The organism is Lysobacter sp. A286 (assembly GCF_054052105.1).
On the sequence record NZ_JBSVRJ010000001.1, the window covers coordinates 1,670,744 to 1,692,831 of the forward strand.

General features: G+C 64.8%; 17 protein-coding genes and 1 tRNA gene. 4 read left to right on the plus strand and 14 right to left on the minus strand.

The genetic code is table 11. The features are described from left to right. Positions 1 to 4 precede the first annotated feature (4 nt). Positions 5 to 700: an acireductone synthase gene (mtnC, locus tag ACW7G0_RS07720; protein WP_456988823.1), complete on the plus strand. Its 696-nt coding sequence runs from the start codon at positions 5 to 7 to the stop codon at positions 698 to 700. A 36-nt stretch (positions 701 to 736) separates the two neighbouring features. On the opposite strand, the gene ACW7G0_RS07725 is transcribed toward mtnC, so the two are convergent. Continuing rightward, on the minus strand, positions 737 to 2,341 hold the full coding sequence (locus ACW7G0_RS07725) for a calcineurin-like phosphoesterase C-terminal domain-containing protein (RefSeq protein WP_456989479.1): 1,605 nt from the start codon (positions 2,339 to 2,341) through the stop codon (positions 737 to 739). A 317-nt stretch (positions 2,342 to 2,658) separates the two neighbouring features. On the opposite strand from ACW7G0_RS07725, the gene ACW7G0_RS07730 reads away from it, so the two are divergent. Then, positions 2,659 to 4,503, plus strand: a complete 1,845-nt coding sequence (locus ACW7G0_RS07730; RefSeq protein WP_456988825.1) for a sensor domain-containing diguanylate cyclase — start codon at positions 2,659 to 2,661, stop codon at positions 4,501 to 4,503. An 87-nt stretch (positions 4,504 to 4,590) separates the two neighbouring features. Here the strand turns inward: ACW7G0_RS07730 and ACW7G0_RS07735 are convergent, their stop codons facing one another. Then, on the minus strand, positions 4,591 to 6,477 hold the full coding sequence (locus ACW7G0_RS07735; protein ID WP_456988827.1) for an HAL/PAL/TAL family ammonia-lyase: 1,887 nt from the start codon (positions 6,475 to 6,477) through the stop codon (positions 4,591 to 4,593). Beyond that, on the minus strand, positions 6,474 to 7,847 hold the full coding sequence (gene hisS, locus ACW7G0_RS07740; RefSeq protein ID WP_456988829.1) for a histidine--tRNA ligase: 1,374 nt from the start codon (positions 7,845 to 7,847) through the stop codon (positions 6,474 to 6,476). The genes ACW7G0_RS07735 and hisS overlap by 4 nt, the downstream gene beginning before the upstream one ends. 133 nt (positions 7,848 to 7,980) lie before the next feature. Here hisS and ACW7G0_RS07745 point away from each other — a divergent pair. After that, positions 7,981 to 8,057 (plus strand) — tRNA-Pro (locus ACW7G0_RS07745). Positions 8,058 to 8,191: 134 nt separating this feature from the next. On the opposite strand, the gene ACW7G0_RS07750 is transcribed toward ACW7G0_RS07745, so the two are convergent. The 11 genes from ACW7G0_RS07750 to ACW7G0_RS07800 all read right to left on the minus strand — a co-directional run bounded on the left by ACW7G0_RS07750 (position 8,192) and on the right by ACW7G0_RS07800 (position 20,513). Beyond that, a complete protein-coding gene (locus tag ACW7G0_RS07750) occupies positions 8,192 to 8,686 on the minus strand; it encodes a hypothetical protein (RefSeq protein WP_456988831.1) in 495 nt (164 codons plus the stop codon). Between the two features lie 85 nt (positions 8,687 to 8,771). Then, entirely contained in the window at positions 8,772 to 9,818 is a 1,047-nt protein-coding gene (locus ACW7G0_RS07755) for a YeiH family protein (protein WP_456988833.1), read from the minus strand. Positions 9,819 to 9,943: 125 nt separating this feature from the next. Then, a complete protein-coding gene (locus tag ACW7G0_RS07760) occupies positions 9,944 to 11,233 on the minus strand; it encodes a glutamate-5-semialdehyde dehydrogenase (protein WP_456988835.1) in 1,290 nt (429 codons plus the stop codon). Between the two features lie 16 nt (positions 11,234 to 11,249). Beyond that, positions 11,250 to 12,401 (minus strand): glutamate 5-kinase, encoded by a 1,152-nt coding sequence (gene proB / locus ACW7G0_RS07765; RefSeq protein WP_456961164.1) that lies wholly within the window; start codon positions 12,399 to 12,401, stop codon positions 11,250 to 11,252. Positions 12,402 to 12,739: 338 nt separating this feature from the next. Then, on the minus strand, positions 12,740 to 14,029 hold the full coding sequence (gene argH / locus ACW7G0_RS07770) for an argininosuccinate lyase (protein WP_456988837.1): 1,290 nt from the start codon (positions 14,027 to 14,029) through the stop codon (positions 12,740 to 12,742). Positions 14,030 to 14,080: 51 nt separating this feature from the next. Then, positions 14,081 to 15,049, minus strand: a complete 969-nt coding sequence (gene argC / locus ACW7G0_RS07775; protein WP_456988839.1) for an N-acetyl-gamma-glutamyl-phosphate reductase — start codon at positions 15,047 to 15,049, stop codon at positions 14,081 to 14,083. A 30-nt stretch (positions 15,050 to 15,079) separates the two neighbouring features. Next, entirely contained in the window at positions 15,080 to 16,426 is a 1,347-nt protein-coding gene (locus ACW7G0_RS07780) for an acetylglutamate kinase (RefSeq protein ID WP_456988841.1), read from the minus strand. Then, entirely contained in the window at positions 16,423 to 17,541 is a 1,119-nt protein-coding gene (locus tag ACW7G0_RS07785; RefSeq protein WP_456988843.1) for an acetylornithine deacetylase, read from the minus strand. The genes ACW7G0_RS07780 and ACW7G0_RS07785 overlap by 4 nt, the downstream gene beginning before the upstream one ends. Beyond that, the gene (locus ACW7G0_RS07790) at positions 17,538 to 18,734 is read right to left on the minus strand and encodes an argininosuccinate synthase (RefSeq protein ID WP_456988845.1); all 1,197 of its coding nucleotides are present in this window, start codon (positions 18,732 to 18,734) and stop codon (positions 17,538 to 17,540) included. Before ACW7G0_RS07790 ends, ACW7G0_RS07785 begins: the two co-directional genes overlap by 4 nt. A gap of 29 nt (positions 18,735 to 18,763) precedes the next feature. After that, positions 18,764 to 19,804, minus strand: a complete 1,041-nt coding sequence (locus ACW7G0_RS07795; protein ID WP_456988847.1) for an N-acetylornithine carbamoyltransferase — start codon at positions 19,802 to 19,804, stop codon at positions 18,764 to 18,766. Between the two features lie 244 nt (positions 19,805 to 20,048). Then, on the minus strand, positions 20,049 to 20,513 hold the full coding sequence (locus ACW7G0_RS07800) for a hypothetical protein (RefSeq protein WP_456988849.1): 465 nt from the start codon (positions 20,511 to 20,513) through the stop codon (positions 20,049 to 20,051). Positions 20,514 to 20,658: 145 nt separating this feature from the next. Between ACW7G0_RS07800 and cysS the strand changes: the two genes are divergently transcribed. Beyond that, positions 20,659 to 22,086, plus strand: a complete 1,428-nt coding sequence (gene cysS / locus ACW7G0_RS07805) for a cysteine--tRNA ligase (RefSeq protein WP_456988851.1) — start codon at positions 20,659 to 20,661, stop codon at positions 22,084 to 22,086. Positions 22,087 to 22,088 lie beyond the last annotated feature (2 nt).

Sequence of the window (22,088 nt, forward strand, 5' to 3'; positions counted from 1 at the left end):
GCCGATGAAAGCCATCCTCACCGACATCGAAGGTACTGCCAGCAGCATCTCGTTCGTCCGCGACGTTCTTTTCCCGTATGCGCGGCGGGTACTGCCCGGCTTCGTCAAGGCGCGAGGCCATGAACCCGCGGTGCGCAGATGGCTGGACATGGTCGCCACCGAGATGGGCGGCATGTGCCAGGACGCAATGATCGCCGAGGTGATGCAGGGCTGGATCGACGAGGATCGCAAGCACACCGCGTTGAAAGCGCTGCAGGGAATGATCTGGGCCAATGGTTACCAGTCGGCCGACTTCACCGCCCACATCTACCCCGATGCCGCCGATGCGCTGCGTCAATGGCACGCCGATGGCATGCCGCTGTATGTGTATTCCTCAGGTAGCGTGCCGGCGCAACGGTTGTTCTTCGGCCACAGCGATGCCGGAGACCTGACCGGCCTGTTCTCGGGCTGGTTCGACACCGAGGTCGGTGGCAAACGCGAGGCCGACAGCTACCGCGAAATCGCCAGCTCGATCGGCCTGCCCGCGTCGGAGATCCTGTTCCTGTCCGACGTGGTCGCCGAGCTGGATGCCGCGCGTGATGCCGGCATGGACACCGTGCTGATCGACCGCATCGAGGACTACCCGCAGCCGCGCACGGCCGCACAGGCCAACGGCCACCGCCGCATGGAATCGTTCAGCGCCGTCTTGCCGACGCTTTAGGCGCGCCGATCAAACGACTACTCCCCACGACGGCGGCTACTCGGTAGCGTCCTGCAGCTGGTAGCGGGTTTCAGCCCGCTGCTCGCCTTGCCACGGGTCGAACACGCGGACTTCGATCCGGTGCTCGCCCAGCGGCAGGTCGGTCGGCAATGCACCACGCCACAGGTGCCGGCTGGGCTCGGCTTCCGGCGAGCGGTCGAAGCCGCGCAGGGCACTTGCCTCGTCGTCGCGGACGTTCTCGGCCAGCAGGCCCGGATCGGCCTGTCCGACGCGCCGCATCGGCTTCCAGTCACCCTCATCGATCCGGTATTCGACCCGGCTCGCGTCCATGCCCATGAACACGTTGGCGTAAACACCCCAGGCCGGGTATGCGCCGCGACGCAGCACCTTGGGTGCGTGGAGAGACATTGCGACCGTGCGGGCCGGATCATCGGACGCCAATCGCGCCGGATGCCAGCTCAGCGCGTACTCGCCGCCCTGCCCGACCTTCAACCTTGCGTAGCCGTTGGGCGTGCCATCGGCCATGGTCGCATCGGGAATGCCGGCCGCGTCCTTCGCCCCGGACCAGAACGCGCCGCAAGCGGCACCCAGGTTGTACTCGTGCAGTGGCTGCTGGCCATGCCAGCCATCGGCGACACCGTGATCGACATGCTGTTGCGCATGCCCGTGGCCGCTGAGCAGCAACACGTTCGGAAAATCCTTCAGCAATGCGAACAAGCGCTCACGATCGCGGGAGCGGAACGTCTCCACACCTGGCACCGATGAAGCATTGAAGAACGGGATATGCGCGCCGATTACCAGCAGCCCATCCTTCGCCACCGTCGGCAGGTAAGCCCGGAGGAAGGCGAACTGATCCTCGCGCAGGCCGCCGATATAGGACGGCTTTTGCCCCGGTTGATAGATCACATCGTCCAACAGGACGAACGCGGCCCCGTGCTCTTCCCACGCCAGTGTGTCAGGGCCGAAAGTCTGGCGAAAGCTGAGCAGTGAGTCCTCATCGTGACTCGCATCAAAATCCAGGTCGTGATTGCCCGCCGCATGCAGCCACGGCACCCCGAGCGACGCGGTATGGGTGTTGATCGGCGGATACAGCGAGAGATCGTCATTGACGATATCGCCCAGGCTCAGGCCCAGCTGCGCCGGGGGCCGGGCCGGCGTGTCGCCATGGAGCGTGCCGCCGCGGATCGAGGCGATGATGTCGCGGGCGTAATAGTCGACATCGACCCTGGACTTGACCTGCGGATCGGCCAGCACCACGACGTCCAGATCGCCGGCGGGCGCGCTCATCGGTTGCAGGGCCACGTCCATCCGCCGGCTGGACTGCTTGGGAACACCCGCGTACTTCAGCGTCGGCGAGCCCTCCGGAAAGAAGTGTTGCCAGAACGCGGGCAGCCCGTCATCCCGCTTGGCGAACGCATACCCGGAAGGCTTGATCGCAAACACGGTGTCGCCGGGCCGGACCGGAATCGAGTAGCTGCCATCGGCGGCGCTCAGGACAATGTCGCGCCCGTTGGACAACTTGACCCCCGCGACACCGGCTTCGCCCGGGTCACGCAGACCATCGCCATTGGCATCGAGGAAAATCCCGCCGGACATATCGGTAGTGGAGGCCGGCACAGCATGACCCGGCGGCGCCAGCATGGCGAGGGCAGCGGCAACACCGACCGCTGGCAACCAGCGCCGCCATGACAACAGCGTTCGCGATGGTACGGGCAGCGAGTGCAATTCGAGCATGATGCGGTTTCCGATGACGCGTTGGGGGAAGCGTAGCAGCGCAGCGTGCCCGCCCATCCATATGGCGCGCTTGTCGATACGTCGCGAACCCTGCATGGCCCGTCCACGATTTGTCCGCAATCTATCCGTGAACCGGAATAGAGCGTTACGATGGCAGCCACGGCCTTGGGCAGGAGGCTGTCACGCAACGCGAGCATAGGGCTGTGTTTCCGCGAGGGTGAACGATGAAGTGGAACCGGATGGGGATCGGCTACGGATTGCTGTTCTGGTTGGTGTTCGCCGGCCAGTGCGCTCACGCTTTTCCCGCCACGCCCGCCAATGCCGCCATGCCCACCCTCGAGCTGGACGCCCAGGTTTCCCAGTTGGAGCTGGCGCCATACATCGGCTACTACCACGATACTTCCGGTGAAGCCGATCTCGCCAAGGCACGTGACATGCTCCGGAACGGGCGTTTCGCACCGCTGCCAGACGGTAATACGACGTTCGGCTTCCAGCCCGGCGCCTACTGGTTCCATGCCCGGATCAGCAACAACAATCCGCTCGAGCCGCGCTGGTTGCTGGTACAGAAATATGCCCTCAGCGACCACGTCGACGTGTATACGGTGCATCCCGACGGGCGTGTAGACCATCACGCCGGCGGGGACTGGCTGCCGTTCGATGCGCGCAGCATCCGCTACCGGATGCCCAATTCCTGGATCCACATGGCCGACGGCCAGCCGGTCGACTTGCTGGTACGGGTGAGCAGCCAAAGCTCGATGCAGGTGCCGTTGTGGCTTTATACCCCGGCCGCTTTTGCCGAAGCCTCACGCGACGGTCAGTTCGGGATCGGGCTCTACTACGGCATCCTGCTGGCGTTGTTCGTCTACAACCTGGTGCTGTGGCTGCGGCTGCTCGATTCGGGCTACTTCTGGTACTTGCTGCATATCTCGGCGTTTGGGCTGGTCCTGTTTACCCTCAACGGACTGGGCTTCGAGTACCTGTGGCCCGACTCGCTCTGGCTGGCCGACAAGTCGGTACCGCTGTCCATCTGCCTGGCACAAATCGGCATGCAGCAATTCGCGCGGCACTTCCTGGAGCTGCGGCAACGATGGCGGTTCGGCGACTACATCGGTTTGGCGATGATCGGGTTTTTCGTCCTGCTCGGGATCGCCTCGTTATGGCTGCCCTACCGCATTGCCACCCCGCTGGCGTCGGCCTCGGTGTTCATCAGTATTGGCTGGATCGCCGTCGAGTCGATCGTGGTCATGCGCACTGGCTACAAGCCGGCGCGGTTGTTCCTGCTGGCATGGGCGTTGTTCCTGCTCGGCACTGCCATGTTCGCAGCGGTGGCATTTGGGCTGTTACCGAAGAACTTCATCACCGAATACGGCGTGCAGATCGGATCGGCCAGCGAAATGCTGCTGTTGTCGATCGCGCTGGGTTACAGGTACGCCGTGCTGCGCACCGAAAACGAGCGCATCGTGCGCGAGGCAGGCCAGGAGCTGGAACAGACGGTCAGACGCCGTACCACCGAGTTGCGCAACGCCTTGAGCCAATTGGGCGATGCGCATGCACGCCTGCGCGAGACCAGCCAGCGCGACGGACTGACCGGGCTGCACACCCGCGCCTATTTCATCGAGCGGTTCCAGCACTTGATGCTTGAATCCCATCACCAGCGCCAGCCGCTATCGCTGCTGCTGATGGACCTGGATCTGTTCAAGCACATCAACGATAACCATGGGCACCTGGTCGGCGACGAATGCCTGCGCTGGACCGCCCGCACGATTGGGCAAACCCTGCGGCCCCATGGTGCGTTGCTGGCGAGGTTCGGAGGGGAGGAGTTCGTGGTGGGACTGCCGGGACTGAGCCTGCAGGACGCCATCGTCATCGCAGAAGAGATTCGCCAGAACCTGCGCGATGCCTCCTGCTTGAATGAAGGCCAGGAGATTCGCCTGACCGTCAGCATTGGCGTCCACCAGTTGGAACTGGATGGCGGCACGAATATCTCCCCCGCCCTGAAGCGTGCGGATGAAGCGCTTTACCGGGCCAAGGGCGATGGCCGTGATTGCGTGCGCTGGCGCTGGCGCTGAACAATTGTCGTCATCCCACAATAAACCGTCATCCCCGCGAAGGCGGGGATCCATGGACGCTAAGCCGCTGAACTGATCAGAGCTTCCCTAGAGCGTGCGCGCCGCCGTCAGCACGTCGCCATCGACGACCAGCTGAACGGCTGCAGCCACATCACCGTCCAGCGCCCGGTCACGTTCCAGGAACGGAATACGTGCGCGAATTGCAGCATGCGCTGCCGCCACCGCGTTGCCGGGACGGAACGCTTCGGCCTCGACCAACTGCACGCGCAGCGCCTCGACCTCGTTGAGAAATTCGGCTTGGTCGCCGTCGTCGCGAGGCCCGCCCTGGACCTTGGTTGCCAGCGCGGCAGCGTCGCCGCGGCGCGCCAACTCGCAGGCGGCGTTGATCATGCCCAAGCGCAGGTCCAGCGCCTGCGCGGCGGTGAACAGCTCCAACCCAAGCACCTTGCCCAGGTCGTCCGCCATCGCCAGCACATGACGCGCCTCGTTGGCTCCCATTGAGACATGGTCCTCGGCATTGGCGCTGGTCGGAATGGAGTACACCGACGCCGGCATGGCGCGGCTGGTCAGGTCATTGACGATCGCCGCGGCGGTGTACTGGACAATCATGAAGCCCGACTCGGTTGCATCCTCGTTACCGATCAGGAAACCCGGCAGGCCGTCGTTGGTGGCCGGGTCAACCAGCTTGTTGAGGCGGCGCTCGGAGATGCTCGCCAACACCGGGATGGATGCCTTCACATAGCTCATCACCAGCGCCAGCGGCATGCCGTGGAAGTGCCCGGCAGAGATCACCTGTTGCTCGACGTGCTCCGCCTTCGCATCCGGGAACACGATCGGGTTGTCGGTCAACGCATTGAGCTCGATTTCCAGCACCCGCGCGGCTTGCGCGACCGCGTCGCGCACCGCGCCGTGCACCTGCGGGATGCAGCGCAAGGAATAACTGTCCTGCGGCTGGTGCTTCTTGCCGCCGCGGAACGGACGGAACCGGGTGTAGAACTTTTCCCGGCCGTGGCGCTGGTCCAGCGGCACCCAGTCCCAACCGATATCGAAACGCAGTGCCTGCGCGTCGGGCGTGTCCCAAGCGCGCGGTGACCACGGCTTGAACCGCGGCACGAGGTGATACGGAATATCGGCCAGGGTCGAGCCATCCAGCAGCCGGCGCAAATGGGCCGCGACCTCGACCTGCCCCGGATGCGGACGCAAGGCGTGGACTTCCTCGGCGAACGCGCCCAGGCGGCCAGCAAACGCATCGATCGTCATTGCCGCGGCGAGGTCGGCGGTGTCCAGCAGGTCTTCCAGCTTCGACAGCGCGAGCACGCCGCAGGCCAGCATCTGCGCGGTGCCGTTGTTGAGCGCCAGACCTTCCTTGTAGGACAGCGTGACCGGCTCCAGGCCAGCGCGCTCCAATGCCTCTGCACCGCCGACGCGCTCGCCCTGGTAGAACGCCTCGCCACCACCGAGCAGAACGATGGCCAGGTGCGACAGCGGTGCCAGATCGCCCGAAGCGCCCACCGAGCCCAACTGCGGCACCACCGGCACGATCCCGGCATTGAGCATCGACACCAGCGCCTGCAAGGTCTGCACCCGGATACCCGAGTGCCCGCGCATCAACGTGTTGATCCGGATGCACAGCATCGCGCGCACGACTTCCGGCGCGAATGGCTCGCCCACGCAGACGGCATGGGTGACGATCAGGTTGCGCTGCAGTTCCGCATGCAGCGTCTCGCCAGTCGGCTCCTCGCCGGGCAATGCCTCGCGCACCCGATGTGCGCCCAACAGGCGGTCGGCATTGCTGCCGAACCCGGTGGACACCCCATAGATCGGCTCCTCCCGGCGCACCTGTTCGGCCAGGAAGTCGGCCGCACGGGCCACCGCAGGCAACTGCTCCGCGGCCAGCTCGACCTGTGCACCATGGGCGACGGCAACCAGTCCGGCACGTGTCAGCGAACGACCATCCAGGCATACCGGCTTCATGGCTGCACCTCCGGTTGCGCCAGTTCGACCCGAAGCCTGCGGGCCAGATCCGTGCGCGCCACCTCGAACTGGTCGGCGCGCCGCAGGTCCTTGATCGTCACGGTGTCCTTGGCGATCTCGTCCGCGCCCAACACCACCACGAAACGGATGCCGGACCGATCCGCGTACTTGAACTGCTTTGCCAGCTTCGACGATTCCATCACCACCTCGGTATTGAACCCCGCCTGTCGCAACTCGTGGGCCACGGCCAGGCAATGCGGCAACGAGTCCGCGTCCATCTGGGTCACCAGCACCTGCACCGTGCTGGCCGCACTGTCGACAAGACCCGCATCACGCAATTGCCAGAACAGCCGGGTCAGACCGATCGAGATCCCCACGCCCGGCAACTTCGACTTGCTGTACTGGCTGGCGAGGTTGTCGTAACGCCCGCCCGAGCAGATCGAGCCGATCTGCGGATAGTCATCCAGCGTCGTCTCGTACACGGTGCCGGTGTAGTAATCCAGCCCGCGCGCAATCGAGAAGTTCAGCGCGTAATCGGATTCGGGCACGCCCATCGCGCGAACCAGCCCGAGCACCTCGCGCAACTCCTCACGACCTTCGCGCAGCGAGTCGTTGCCCTCGCCCAATGCGTCCAGCTGCGCCAGCGCATCGGCATGGGAAGTCGAGCGCACCTTGACGAAATCCAGGATCGTATCGACCGCCTCCGTAGACAGGCCAAAACCCTCGCCCGTCAGCGTCTCGCGCACATGATCCGGACCACGCTTGTCGAGCTTGTCGACCTCGCGCAGCACCCGCGCCTGCAGCTCGCCATCGGCCACGCCCTGTGCCTCGAAAAAGCCGCGCATCAACTTGCGGTTGTTGAGCTGGATGGTGAACTTGCCGATTGCCAGCGCCGAGAACACCGCGTGGATCACCGCCGGCATCTCCGCGTCAAAACGCACGCTCAGCGTGTCCTTGCCGATTACGTCGATATCGCACTGGTAGAACTCGCGGAAGCGTCCACGCTGGGCCCGCTCACCGCGGTACACCCGCTGCATCTGGTAACGCCGGAACGGGAACGCCAGGTCGTGCTCGTGTTCAGCGACATAACGTGCCAGCGGCACGGTCAGGTCGAAGCGCAGCGCCATCTCGGGCAAGCTCCCGGCGCTCTTCTCCAGCGCACCGGTCGATTGCACGAAGTACACCTGCCGCTCGGTTTCGCCGCCCGACTTGGTCAGCAGCACCTCCGACAGTTCCATCACCGGCGTCTCCACCGGCAGGAAGCCAAATCGCTCGAAATTGCGGCGGATCGTGTCCAGCATGCGCTGGAAGGCGATCTGGTCGGGGGGCAACAGCTCCATGACCCCGGGCGGCGTGCGCGGCTTGATCAAGCAAGACTCCTGATGATGACGGGCGTGAAAAGGTTCAGCTCACAGTTTAGCGGGCCGGCTCTCTTTCCGCCTGCAGCGGCACTTGCCCCTTGCGTACTACCGGCCACGGTCCTACAATTTGCGGCTCTGCAGTCGGGGTGTAGCTCAGCCTGGTAGAGCGCTACGTTCGGGACGTAGAAGTCGCAGGTTCGAATCCTGTCTCCCCGACCAACTGGTATTGACGCAAGAGCCTGAAAAGCAAAAGCTTTTCGGGCTTTTTCGCTTTTCTCGCGTCCCCATAGTGCAAAGCTTCCCCTAACACGTCGTTGGTTGGCGGTCTTGGCTTGAGCTATTTGTAACCGTCATTATTTCTTGGCACGTATGCTTTCTATCGAGACGTTCAATGCTGCGCTGCCATCCGTGCCAAGGCAACGGCATGTGCCGTCGCTCGGTATCCTGCTGCCGCGGAAATCTTTCGTGAGGCAGAAATGGGAGCAGATGACGTTATCTGTCTGTGGTCCAATGTTTCCTACACTCAGCTGATGAAGAAGTCCCAGCCCTGGCATCAGTATTGAGGCGCCCACCGCCAACGCCACATGCGACCCCTTCAGCCCACCACAAGACTCCCTTTTCTTGCCGAAAGCATAGCTGGCAAGGCAGAGGGTGATCAGGGTTGCCGAAAATACCACCACGATCACTGCCATAAACACATTGTTCGCTGATTGAGGCCAGACGTTGTCCCCATAGACGTATAGCCAGAGGATGCCGGCGCTCGCACCCCCTGCGAACACCGTGACAATGATCGCGACCATGACGATGGGAAGAAGAAACAGCAGTAGGTATGAGAATCTTGCTTTCATGAACGAGCTCCTTACCAGTGACGTTTAGCGGCTTAGGCACAGCCCGACGCGGGTAGCGCGTGCGCAGTCCCTGCAGCCGCCGCGCTCACCAGCTGCCGATGACCTGCTGCGTGGCCAGACTGGACAGCGCCACGGCGACCCAGACCCCGAACCCCAGCCCTATCGGCCGCCAGCCGGTGGCCGCCATGCGGCGCAGGTTGGCCGACAGGCCTATGGCGGTCAGCGCGATGATGATCAGGAACTCGGCGCCGTCATGGATCGCCGGCTGCCACGCTTCCGGAATCCATCCCATCGTGCGCACGGCCGACGCCACCATGAACCACACGATGAACCAGGGAATCACCTTGCGCAGGTCGAAGTCGCCGCCGCCCTGCTGCTTGTGGCGCCATGCCTCGATTGCCGCCAATACCAGGCACAGCGGAATGATCAGGGTGGCCCGGGTCAGCTTGACGATAGTTGCGTAGTCGCCCGCCACCTGGCCGTAGCTATAGCCGGCGGCGACCACCGACGAGGTGTCGTTGATCGCGGTCCCGGCCCACAGGCCAAACCCCTCTGGACTCATCTGCATCCAGTGTCCCAACGCGGGGAACACCAGCACGGCCACCAGGTTGAACAGGAAGATGGTGGAGATGGCGAACGCGGTTTCGTGCTCGTCGGCCTTGATGATCGGCGTCACTGCGGCGATCGCCGAACCACCGCAGATCGCGGTGCCGGCACCGATCAACATCTTCAGCTTCGATGGAATGCCCAGCAGCCGACCCAGCAGCAGCGCCGAGACGAAAGCCGCGATGACACTGACAACAGTGACCGACAGCGACTCCATCCCGGTCTGCGCCACTTGGGCAAGGCTCAAGCCAAGCCCGAGCGCAACAATCGACCACTGCAGGATCTTCTTGCCGGCAAACCGGATGCCGGGCTGGCAGGCGGCCGGCGGTGGCGCGCCCAGGTTGCTCACCAGCACGCCCAGGATGATGCCGAATACCGGCCCGCCCACCAGCGGCAGCCATTGGCCCAGGCCAAACGCCACCACGGAAATCACCACCGACAGCAACAAGCCCGGCCACAGACCCGTGGCCGGTGGCGGAGCAGCATTGGTGGCGATGTTGTCGGAGCTGGCGGCTTGCGTGGTCATGGTTACCCTGACGGCGGATCCGAATAATTCGCGTCAGGATAACCAGTCGCCTCGTATAAACCTATTTGAAATTACCTGTTGACCACATCCATTGAATGGATTTCGTCATCGCTCATGGTTGATCGTCAAGCAGCAACCTTGGGTACATCCTCGTGGCGAGTCTGGCCATCGCCGCGGACGACATAGCGCTCGATCGTCAGCGACTCCAGCCCCATCGGCCCGTAGGCATGCAGCCGGGTGGTGGAGATGCCGATCTCGGCACCCAGGCCCAACGCACCACCGTCGTTGAAGCGCGATGACGCATTGACCACTACCGCCGAGCTGCGGATCTCGCGGACGAAGCGATCGCACGCCGCAGCATCGGTGCTGACGATGACCTCGGTATGGTCGGACGTGTGGCGCTGGATGTGGGTGATCGCCTCGTCGATGGAGTCCACCACCCGCACGCTCAGGATGGGCGACAGGTACTCGGCGTCGTAATCCTCCGGGGTCGCGGGCACGGCATCGGGGAACAGCGCCCGGGTCCGTTCGCAGCCGCGGATCTCGGCGCCACGGGCGGTCAACTCGGCCAACGCACCGGGCAGCCATTTTTCGGCGACATCGGCGTGGACCAGCATCGTCTCCAGTGCATTGCAGACGCCGGGGCGCGAGAGCTTGCCGTCGATCGCCAGCTTCACGGCCAGGTCCAGGTCCGCGGCGCGATCCACATACAGGTGGCACACGCCCTTGTAATGCTTGATCACCGGGACCCGGGCGTTCTCGGCCACGAAGCGGATCAGCTTCTCGCCACCACGTGGAATCGCCAGGTCAATCAGGTCGCTGAGCTGCAGCAGCTCCAACACGTGCTCGCGAGCCGTGTCCTCGACCAGCGCCACCGCTTCGGCCGGCAGGCCTTGCTGGCGCAGCGCGCGATGCAGGCAGGCGGCAATTGCGATATTGCTGTCGCGCGCCTCCGAGCCACCACGCAGCAGCACCGCGTTGCCCGCGCGCAGGCACAGCGCGGCAGCATCGGCGGTCACGTTCGGGCGGGCTTCGTAGATCATTGCGATTAACCCCAGCGGGATACGCACCTTCTCGACCAGCAGGCCGTTCGGGCGGGTTTCGCTGCGAGTCACTTGGCCAACCGGATCGGGCAGCTGGGCGATCTCGCGGATCGCGGTGACGATGCCGGCGATACGCTCGTCATCCAGGCGCAGGCGATCCAGCATCGCACCGGTGGTCCCTGCTGCTTCCGCGCGCTGCATATCGGCGCGGTTGGCCTTGAGGATGTCATCGCTGCCGGCCGCAACCGCGTCGGCCATGGCGTCCAGCAACACCACCCGTTGGGCGGAATCGAGGCTGGCAATGACCTGGGAGGCGGCGCGTGCGCGCTCGGCGAGTTTGCGGACATATCCACTCATGGCTGTTCCACTCATGACTTTACTCCTTGAATTATTCACAGGTTCCGACCGCCGCGGCGGCGCTCAACAGCACCAGATCGTCGCGGCGGATGACCGAATGGCCGTTATTGAAGCCCAGCATCGGCTCGATATCACGGCTGTGATGCCCGGCGATGCGCTCCAGGTCGCTGGACTGGTACTGGACCAGTCCGCGCGCGAGGCGGCGTTGGCCGGTCGCGGGCAGCACATCGACCATTGCCGAGCGCGAAAAATCACCTTCAACCGCCACCACTCCACCGGGCAGCAACGAAGCACCGTTCTTCGACAGCGCCTGCACGGCACCGGCGTCTACCCGCACCACGCCACCACTGGGCGGAGTGTGTCGCAGCCACATCTTGCGTGCGACCAGTCGATCGCCATGGGCCGGGATGAAAGTGCCGTGCAGGCGGTCTTCGCCGAGCGCCGAAATGGTCTGGGCATCGTGGCCGCAGAACAGCGCGGTCGCGATGCCCGCAGCGGCGGTCTTGGTCGCCGCTTCCAGCTTGGTGTACATGCCACCGGTGCCCAGCAAACCCGCCCCACCCTGGGCCATGCGCATGATGTCGGGCGTGATCTCCTCGATCCGCGGTACCGGCCGTGCGCTGGCGTCCTCACCTGGATGCGCGGTGTAGAGCCCGCCGGTATCGGTGGCGATCAACAGGATGTCGGCCTCGACCAGGGTCGCCACCACGGCGGCCAGGTTGTCGTTGTCGCCCAGTTTCAGCTCGTCGATGGCAACGGTGTCGTTCTCGTTGACGATCGGCAGCGCGCCGATGCGCAACAGCTCGCGCAACGTGGCCTGGGCATTGAGGTAACGGCGTCGGTTGCACAAGTCGTCGTGGCTGAGCAGCACCTGGGCAACGGGCTGCTCGACCAGGCCTTGCCACAACGCCAGCATCGGGGTCTGCCCGATCGCGGCCAACGCCTGGCGTTGGGTCACGCCCATGCCGTGGTTGGCCAGCAAGCCACGGCCGGCGGAGACGGCACCGGACGAGACCAGAAGCACCTCGCGCCCCTGGTCACGAAAGCGGGCAATCAACCCGGCCAGCGCGGCGGCATTGCGCTTGCCCAACCCGCCCTTGCCATCGGTCAGGAGACTGCTGCCGACCTTGATCACGGCGCGCTGCCAGGGGGGTAGTGGTTGTTCGGGGAATATCGAAGTCATCGTTTTGGGTGGCTCTCCAATGGAATGTTCGCGAGCTGGCGATGGACGCGACAACGCGGCTGGCTTCAACATCGCCAGACAGCAAGGCATCGACGAATCAGGTACTCCCGCAATCATCCAACCCGCATGGAGCGGGTATTGCCTGCACGGGGAGCAGCTCTGCGGAAGGCGACCTTGCGGTGCCATCGCCCCCGACCAGCGGGCCGGGGAAGAAATGCGAATCCGAACATCGGAACGTCGTGGTGACGCCGGAAAACCGGATCCGCTAAGCCGAGGAGCCTAACACTTCCGCCACGCCGACCCCAGCCGGCGGTTCATCGTGGAGTGGGACACGCTCACTACGGCAGTTGTTGCAACCGCTCTTGCAGCAGCTGCAAACGCAGGTCGCCAGCAGCACCCGGCGACACGCGGGCCGCAAGGCTCGCGTCCGGATCGCCGTGAACCCAGCGAGTCGGATCGGCGGCCTGCTGGTAGGCATTGCGGAACGGCACGCCGTCGCGGGCGAGTTCAACCGCCAGATCGGTCGCGTACATCGACGGCTCCAATGCTGCGCGCATGGCGTCTGGTTTCCACTCCAGGTTACGCAGCAGGTCGGGCAGCAATTCCAATGCCCCCAGGCCACGACCGAAAGCATGGAAGATCGCACCCTTGGTGAACTGCAGGTCACGGTGGTAACCCGACGGCAGCGACAGCAGCTGTTCGACCTCGGTTCGCCCGGCCGCAACGCTGGCGTAGCTGGCGCGCATCAACTCGATGACGTCCGGGTTGCGCTTGTTCGGCATGATCGAACTGCCGGTGGTGTACTGCGCCGGCAGCGCGACGAAGCCGAATTCGGCACTGGTGAACAGGCTCAGGTCCCAGGCCAATCGACGCAGGTCGAGCAGCGCAGACCCCAGCGCTTCGATCGCGGCCATCTCGAACTTGCCACGCGATAGCTGGGCGTAGGCCGCCGACACCTGCATCCGGCCGAAGCCCAGCGCGTCGGTGGTGTACTCGCGCGCCAGCGGAAGGTTGACGCCATAACCTGCGGCGCTGCCGAGCGGGTTGGCATCGACCCAGTCCAAGGTGTCGCGCGCGCGCGTCGCGTCATCTATGAAGCCCTCGGCCCACGCCGACCACCACATCCCGACCGACGACACCACTGCGCGTTGCAGGTGGGTGTAGCCAGGCAGCGGCAACGAGGCCTCGGCCTCGGCTCGGGCGAGCGCGACTTCGGCGCTTTCACGGCACAGCGCATTCAACTTGAGTAGCCGATCCTTCAGCCACAGACGGGTCGCGACCAATACCTGGTCATTGCGGGAACGGCCAGTGTGGATCTTGCGGCCGGCATCCCCAAGCCGTTCTATCAGGCGCGCCTCGATCGCGGAATGACCGTCCTCGTAGTTGGCGTCGAGCACGAACCCTCCGCCCTCGAAATCCTTCGCCAGCACATCAAGTTCGCGGATGATCCCGGCCAGTTCATCCGCGTCGAGGATCCCGATCTGCTGCAGGCCTTCGGCATGCGCGACGCTGGCCTGGATATCGAACCCGAAGAACTCGCGGTCGAGGATAACGTCGTCGCCGGCGCAGAACTGCTGGATGCGCTGGTCGACCTTGACGCCGGGCTTTTGCCAGAGGAGGTCAGTCATGATGTCGTTACCGTAGATCGGAGGGGTCTGTAGGGCGGGTTTCAACCCGCCCTACCCTGGAATTCCGCTCAACTCGGGCAAGCCGAACGCCCGGTTGAGGTTCTGCAGCGCCTGCGTCGCAGCGCCCTTGAGCAGGTTGTCTTCGGTCGCGACCACCACCAGCCGTCGCCCATCGTCGGACAGGGTAAACCCGCCCACCTCCACATGATGCGCGCCGGCGATCGCGCTGACCCATGGTGCTTCGTCGAGCACGCGCACCAGCGGTTCATTGGCATAGCGCTGGCGGTAGCGCTCGATCACTTCATCGCGATCGAACGCCTGTGCCAGATGCAGGTTGGCGGTGATCGTGATGCCGCGGAAATGCGGCGCCACGTGCGGCATGAACTCGATCGGATGACCGAGGCGACCCGCCACTTCGCGCTCGTGCACATGACCGGTCAGCGCGTACGGCATCAGGTTGTCGCGTAGTTTCTGCGGGTTGTTTTTGTCCGATGGCGTGGTGCCTGCACCGGAATAGCCGGAGACACCGAAGCACTGCACAGGCCCATCCAGGACGTCGAGCATCGGCGCGATCGCCAACTGCATCGCGGTGGCGTAACAGCCCGGGTTGCTGATTCGACGTTGGCCTTGGTAGCCATCGCGGGTCAGCTCGGGCAAGCCGTAATACCAGTCTTCGTCAAAGCGATAGTCCGCTGACAGATCGATGATCACCGGGCCAGCCGCCGCATCGCCGCCGGCCGCCTTGTCGAAAGCCTCGACGCATGACGCGGCCTTGCCATTGGGTAGCGCCAGTACCACAGCGTCAGCACCCAATGTCGGCAGTTGCTCGAAGCTCGGCGCACTGAAGCGAAGATCGCCGGTGTAGGTATCGCCATGGTCGGCAACACGCTGACCGTCAAGTCCGCGCGAGCAAACAAAGGCCAGTTCGAACCGCGGGTGCACGGCGACCAGCCGGATCAGTTCGACGCCGACGTGGCCACGCGCACCGACGATGCCTATCTTGATGGATGGTTCAGTCATGAAAATACCGTCCATGCAGGGGCCAGATGCTCATGCGGCCTCCAATGGGTCAAGCAGGGTCGGCGCGCGGTCGCGGCAGTGGGCGACACAGCGGGCGACGTCGTCGAAATCATCAAGTCCGTACCAGAACACCTTCCACTGCTCCTGCTTGTAGTGACCATCGGCCTCGGCGTAATAGAAGGCATTGACCGGGTTGCCATGGCGAGAGCGCCAGAACAGCCTTGGGTTCTGCTCGCGCATTAGCAGCCAGACCGCGCGGCCGAGTCCCTCGCCCTGCGCCTCGTCGAGCACGGCGAACTTGTCCAGGTAGGCACGGCCATCGACGTCGGTGAGGATGACGGCGGCGCGATAGTTCTCGCTGACATACGCGCGATGCAGCGCGGTGCGCTCGAAGTAGTCCGGCGCCAGCCGGCGGCCGAACGCGGACTCGATCAGCGTGCGCAAACGCGGCAGGTCCAGATCGTCCCAGTCACCGGCCTGCAGCACCCGCTCGCCGCGCCGCACCAGCGTTCCCGAGCCCTTGTGGGTGAACAGTTCCTTGGCTAGCTCGGCCGGCTTGGTGATCGACACCGAGGAGGACAATGGCAACCGGTCGAGCAACTGCTTGATCTGCTCGATCTTGACCCGCATGCCACCGTTGACCCAGGGCTGCGACATCAGTTGCTCGTACTCGGTCGACAGGTTGATCGAGTCGATCACCCGCCCCTGCGCGTCCAGCAAGCCGCCGGTACCGGTCAGGAACACGATCTTGTATGGCTGCAGCACCTGCACCAGCTCGTTGGCAGCGAAGTCGGCGTTGATGTTGACGATCTGGCCGCCGACGGTCTCGCCGAGGCTGGCGATCACCGGGATCGAGCCGGCCTGCAGGCTGGCCTGAATCGGCGCCAGGTCGACCCGCTTGACCTCGCCCACCAGCCCGTAGGTGTCGCGGTCGAGGTAGTCGGCCTCGAACACGCCCGACACGATCGAGGTCGCGCGTGCGTCGCCGCGCTGCAGCGCCTCGACCAGTTTCAGGTTTTGGCTGTGGAACACCCGGCGCACCACTGCCAGCGCCTCCGGCGAGGTTACCCGCAGACCGTTGACGGTCTGCTTATCGATGCCGGCGGCGACCATCGCCTCGTCCAGTTGCGGACCGGCGCCGTGGACGACGATCGGGGTCAAGCCGACGTCCTGCAGGAACGCCAGCGACGAGGTCAGCGCATCGAGGTCGTCGCGCAACACCGCGCCACCGACCTTGACCACCGCGAAGCGCGCCGCATCGAGCTGCGAGAAGCGCTTGAGGTACTGGCTGATCTCCTTGGCGCTGGCCATGCTGGAGAGCAGCCGCACGATGGTCTGGCGGGTCTGGATGTCATGGGTGGTAGGGGGAATGGTCATCGGGGCGTGTCGACGCCAAGGATCCGGGCAACCGACTCGCCATAACGCTGTAACTGCTCCAGCGCCACCCATTCGTCGGCCGTGTGCGCCTGGGCGATGTCGCCGGGACCGTAGACAATCGCGGTCATGCCGGCGGCGGAGAACAGCGAAGCCTCGGTCCAGAAGTCGACCGCGTTGCCGATCGGCAGGTCGAGCGCCTCGGCGAGGTCGCGGGCCTCCAGCCGGCGATCCTCGGCCGTCGCGACACCCTCGATAGAAGCCGCGCCGGAGGGCAGCGACGGACCGCGGAAGGTTTCCTCGTAGCGCTCGACCGCACCCGCTTCGACCAGCGTGCCGAACCGGGCGTGCAAGTCGTCGATCGACATCGACGGCAGCGGCCGGAAGCCGAACCGGACCTCGGCGCTCGGCGCGATCATGTTGGCCTTGATCCCGCCCTCGACTCTACCGATGTTGAAGCGCAACCCGGTCAAGCCACCGAAACGCTGGTGAGACTCCGCCTCGACCAGGTCCAGCGCACGATCGCCCCAACGCATTGCCTGGTGCAACGCGCTGGCGTCCATCGCGTTGGCGCCGGAGGCATGGCCGGCACTGCCTCGGAACCGCATCAGCACCGAACTGATGCCGCGATGGGCCAACACTGCTTCGCAGCGGGTGGGCTCGGCCACGATCGCCTCGGTAAAGCCATGTGCGCTGGCGAGAAAGGCGGGAATGCAGCGCGCGTCGTTGGCCTCCTCGTCGGTGCCGAACAGGAATGCGGCGTCGCCCCTGGTCACGGCGGCGGCAGCCAGCAAGCCGGCCGCCGCGCCCTTGATGTCGCAGGCACCCAGACCGATCGCGCGGTCGTCGGTAACACGCAAAACGTGCGGATCGGCGGTCCATGCCGGTGAGTCCGGCACCGTATCCAGGTGGACGTTGAACAGCTGGCGCGGGTCGCCGCGCACCGCCAGCATCGACACCGCACCATCGCCGTGGTCGGTGACCTCGATGCGGAAATCGGGCAGTTGGGCGCGCAGGTAGTCGAAGATGCCATCGCTACCGATCCGGCGCGGTGGATTGCGGGTGTCGAATGACACCAGGGCTTCAAGGTGGCGGAGGATGTCGGGGAGCAGGCTCACTTCCGATTGACCTCCGCCCACAGCGTGCTGCTCATCCCGAACAGCTTGATGAAGCCCTCGGCCTCGGCCACGCCCCAGTCGGCGGCCTGCGCGTAGGTCGCGCCCTTGGCGTTGAGGATATGCTTTGAGTCGATCGCGACCGCGTTGACGGTGCCACCGTGGGTTTCCAGCATCACTTCGCCGTTGACGGTCGACTGGCTGGAAGCCAGGAACGCCTCCAGGTCGGTCTTCAGCGGGTCATGGAAGAAGCCCTCGTAGACCAGTTCCACCCACTTGCGCGCGACCTCGGGTTTGAAGCGGTTCTGCTGCTTGCTCAGCACCGCCTCCTCCAACGCACGATGAGCGACCAGCAACGCGGTCAGGCCCGGCGCCTCGAAGATGATCCGGCCCTTCAGGCCGATGGTGGTGTCACCGGTATATAGGCCGCGGCCGACGCCGTACTGCGCGAACAAGGCGTTGAGCCTGGCGAGTATCACGTGCCCGGCGATCGTCTCGCCATCGAGCGTGACCGCCTCGCCGTTCTCGAAGCCGAGCGTCACCCGCAACGGCTGCGCCGGCCACTCGTTGCGCGGCTTGCACCAGCCGGTCGCACCCTCCCCCGGGGCCTGCCAGCGATCGATCTCGCCGCCGGACATGGTCAGGCCGAGCAGGTTCTCGTTGATGGTGTAGGCCTGCTGCTTGGCGCGCACGCCAAAGCCGCGATCTTCCAGGTATTTCTGCTCGTAGGCGCGGACCTGGGTGTGCTCTTTCTGGATCTCGCGGATCGGCGCAACGATCTCGTAATCGCCCAGCGACTTGACCGCCAGATCGAAGCGGACCTGGTCGTTGCCCATCCCGGTGCAGCCGTGCGCGATCACACGCGTGCCCAGCTCGGCGGCGCGCGCCAGCGTGGCCTCGACGATCAGGTAGCGGTCCGACACCAGCAGCGGGTACTGGCCCTGGTAGCCCTCGCCGGCCCACACGAACGGCTTGACGAAGCCATCCCAGATCGCCGGGCCGCCGTCAACGGTGACGTGCGAGGCAACGCCCAGTTCGGCCGCGCGTTGCTCGATGAAGGCGCGCTCGTCATCGTCCACGCCGCCGGTATCACCGAATACGGTATGCACGGCGTAGCCCTGCTCTTGCAGGTATGGCACGCAGAAACTGGTGTCCAGCCCCCCGGAAAATGCGAGGACGATGTTCTTGTCGGTCATGGTTTGTCTCGTGGCAATGGCAGGGTGGGTCAAGACCCGCCCTGCGGCTGGTTTATGAGGGCGGTCATGATGGCTTTTTGGACATGCAGGCGGTTCTCGGCCTCGTTGATGGCGATGCACCGCGGCGAATCCATCACCGCGTCGGTCGCCTTGACGTTGCGGCGCAGCGGCAGGCAGTGGCTGAAGACGGCGTCGTTGGTCAGCGCCATCTTTGCCTCGTCGACGATGAAGTGCTGGTACTGGTCGCGAATGGGCTTTTCCGGCGCCCAGTTACCGAAGTACGGCAGCGCGCCCCAGCTCTTGGCGTAGACCACGTCGGCACCGGAATAGGCGCTTTCGATGTCGTGGCTGACCGCCAGCGAGCCGCCACTCTCCGCCACGTTGTGTTCGGCCCAGCCCATGTAGCGCTCGTCCAGCACGTACTCCGGCGTCGGGCACAGCAAGGTCACGTCCATACCCATCCGGGTGGCGATGGTCAGCGCCGAGTTGGCGACCGCGGTATTGAGCGGCTTCGGGTGGTACGTCCAGGTCAGTACGAACTTCTTGCCACGCAAATCGGTCGTTCCGAACCGTTGCTGCAGCGCCATCACGTGCGCCAGCTCCTGGCACGGGTGGGTGATGGTCTCCATGTTGATCACCGGCACCGGGGAGTACTTCGCGAAACCCTTGAGCACCCGATCCTGGCGGTCCAGCGACCAGTCGGTGAATTTCGGAAAAGCGCGCACGCCAATCAGGTCGACGTAGCGGCCCAGCACCTGCGCGACCTCGGCAATGTGCTCCTCGGTATCGCCATCCATAACCGTGCCCAGGTCGAATTCGATCGGCCAGGCGTCCTTGCCCGGCTGCAGCACCACCGCATGACCGCCAAGCTGGAATGCGCCCAACTCGAAACTGGTGCGAGTGCGCATCGAGGGGTTGAAGAACACCAGTGCGATCGACTTGCCCTCCAAAGGCCGGCCGCGCAACTGGTCGCCGAGTTTGCTGGCCTTGAACCCGGCCGCCTGCGCAAGCAGCGCATCGAGCTCGGGGCGTGACCAGTCCTGGGTGTTGAGGAAGTGCTTGATGGGCATGACTGAGGGATCCGTGGGACAGAAAAACAAAAAGCCCAGCTCGGAGGCTGGGCTTGTTCGTGTTACGCCGGATGCGGCGTGCGTGCGAGCGGCTACCCAGCCAGATCAGTGGGCAACAGTCGGCGCGCACGCGAGGTCATCCCCGCCGCCATGTAGGCAGAAGTCAGGATGTCGGCAGGGGCGCGAAGCTGGTTCATTTATGGAGGGCATGCTGGCACGTGACGGCCAGCGGAGCAAGCATCCGTCACTGACTGCGCGAGCCGGTCACCACCGGAGTCACCCCGATCCGGATCCGCAGCCGGTTACCCGGATCATCGGGCAAGCGCGAGCGGTATTTCGAGCCCTTGTACACATAGTCGACGTCGTAGGCGATCGGGCGGCGGAATTCGCGCTCAACGGACACCGTCTCGCAATCCGCCGCGACCGTTTTATCCCGTGTCTCCGCCGGCTGCCGGCTGAGCGCATCCTTGACCGCTCCCACCACGCGCGCCAAGCGCGACTCGCCATCACCCTCATCCGCTGGGGTCGGCACGCATTGCTCCTCGACACTGGTAGCGGTCAGGGTCTGATAGATCGGGGTTACCCGCAGCACCTGGGCATACGCGAAACGGACGTTCTCGGCCTGGATCACCGTGGTGTCCTGCGCCCACGCCGGGCCCATCACCAAGGCACACAGCAGGATCGGCAGTGAAAGGCGCAAACGCTTCATCGTGTCGCTGGACTCGAAGAACACAAGGGGACAAGTGTATTCGCCCGCCAGGGCAGGCGGCTGAATCAATGCTGTCGTGCGGCGCCTTCCGGGCGGACGGGTGAACGCGCAGGCTAGAATGGAGCAACGCCATTGATCTGTCTCCATGAGCCTGCACCTCTACAACAGCCTGAGCCGACGGGTCGAACCGTTCACGCCGCTCGATCCTGCCCGTCCGACGATGTATGTGTGCGGCCCGACCGTCTACAACTACGTCCACATTGGCAACGCCCGCGGCCCGGTGGTGTTCGGCGTGCTGGCCGAACTGCTGCGACGGCGCTACGGCGCGCTGGCCTACGCCCGCAATATCACCGACGTGGACGACAAGATCAACGCCGCGGCAAACGCCCAGGGCGTGCCGATCTCGGTCATCACCGATCGATTCTCGGCCGCTTACCGCGACGACATGGCGGCCCTGGGCGTCGCGCCGCCGGATATCGAGCCAGAAGCGACCGCCCACATTGGCGAGATCATCACGATGATCGGGCAATTGATCGACTCCGGCCATGCCTACGCCGCCGAGGGCCACGTGCTGTTTTCCGTCGCCAGTTTCGGCGGCTACGGCAAGCTGTCGCGCCGCCACATCGAGGACATGCTGGCCGGCGCCCGGGTCGAGGTTGCCCCCTACAAACGCGATCCGGGCGACTTCGTGCTGTGGAAGCCCTCTGGCCAGGGCTCGGGATCCGGCTCTGAATCAGCACCAGGCCAGGCCCTGCCCGGCTGGGAGTCGCCATGGAGCTACGGTCGCCCCGGCTGGCACATCGAGTGCTCCGCGATGGCGGCCGCGCACCTGGGCGAGACCATCGACATCCATGCCGGCGGCGTCGACCTGCAGTTTCCGCACCATGAAAACGAGATCGCCCAGAGCGAATGTGCCCATGGCGGCAAGCCGTTCGCACGGTGGTGGCTGCACAACGGGATGCTGAATTTTGGCGGCAGCAAGATGTCCAAGTCATTGGGCAACATCGAGAAGATCCACGACCTGGTTCTCGCCCACCCACCTGAAGCCCTGCGTTACGCGTTGCTATCGGCGCATTACCGGCAACCGCTGGACTGGTCGGACGGCTTGATCGAGCAAAGCGTGCGGACGCTCGACCGGCTGTATGGGACGCTGCGTGCGCTGGCCGATACCGAGGCAACGGCCACGATCCCGGCGAGCCTGGAGGCCATCCTCGACGACGACCTCAACACCCCGCAGGCGCTGGCCGAACTGGCCCGGATCGCCGGCCAGGCGCGCAAGGCGGTATCGGTCGACGACAAGGCCCGGCTCAAGGGCGACCTGTTGGGTGCTGGCCTGGCTCTGGGGCTGTTGCAGCAAGAGCCCCAGGCCTGGTTCGTCGGTGGCGCCGATGACGACGGCGACGATGCGCGTATCCAGGCGCTGGTCGATGAGCGGGGCGCGGCCAAGCAGGCCCGGGACTTCACCCGTGCCGATGCCATCCGCGACCGACTCGCGGACGAGGGGGTACTGCTGGAAGATACCCCGGCCGGCGTGCGCTGGCGCCGTGATACCAGTATCCGCCACCAGGATTGATG

Coding starts and splice junctions, on each gene's coding strand:
- mtnC (WP_456988823.1), top strand. CDS start 5: ATGAAAGCCATCCTCACCGACATCGAAGGTACTGCCAGCAGCATCTCG.
- ACW7G0_RS07725 (WP_456989479.1), bottom strand. CDS start 2,341: ATGCTGGCGCCGCCGGGTCATGCTGTGCCGGCCTCCACTACCGATATG.
- ACW7G0_RS07730 (WP_456988825.1), top strand. CDS start 2,659: ATGAAGTGGAACCGGATGGGGATCGGCTACGGATTGCTGTTCTGGTTG.
- ACW7G0_RS07735 (WP_456988827.1), bottom strand. CDS start 6,477: ATGAAGCCGGTATGCCTGGATGGTCGTTCGCTGACACGTGCCGGACTG.
- ACW7G0_RS07750 (WP_456988831.1), bottom strand. CDS start 8,686: ATGAAAGCAAGATTCTCATACCTACTGCTGTTTCTTCTTCCCATCGTC.
- ACW7G0_RS07755 (WP_456988833.1), bottom strand. CDS start 9,818: ATGACCACGCAAGCCGCCAGCTCCGACAACATCGCCACCAATGCTGCT.
- ACW7G0_RS07760 (WP_456988835.1), bottom strand. CDS start 11,233: ATGAGTGGAACAGCCATGAGTGGATATGTCCGCAAACTCGCCGAGCGC.
- proB (WP_456961164.1), bottom strand. CDS start 12,401: ATGACTTCGATATTCCCCGAACAACCACTACCCCCCTGGCAGCGCGCC.
- argH (WP_456988837.1), bottom strand. CDS start 14,029: ATGACTGACCTCCTCTGGCAAAAGCCCGGCGTCAAGGTCGACCAGCGC.
- argC (WP_456988839.1), bottom strand. CDS start 15,049: ATGACTGAACCATCCATCAAGATAGGCATCGTCGGTGCGCGTGGCCAC.
- ACW7G0_RS07780 (WP_456988841.1), bottom strand. CDS start 16,426: ATGACCATTCCCCCTACCACCCATGACATCCAGACCCGCCAGACCATC.
- ACW7G0_RS07790 (WP_456988845.1), bottom strand. CDS start 18,734: ATGACCGACAAGAACATCGTCCTCGCATTTTCCGGGGGGCTGGACACC.
- ACW7G0_RS07795 (WP_456988847.1), bottom strand. CDS start 19,804: ATGCCCATCAAGCACTTCCTCAACACCCAGGACTGGTCACGCCCCGAG.
- ACW7G0_RS07800 (WP_456988849.1), bottom strand. CDS start 20,513: ATGAAGCGTTTGCGCCTTTCACTGCCGATCCTGCTGTGTGCCTTGGTG.
- cysS (WP_456988851.1), top strand. CDS start 20,659: ATGAGCCTGCACCTCTACAACAGCCTGAGCCGACGGGTCGAACCGTTC.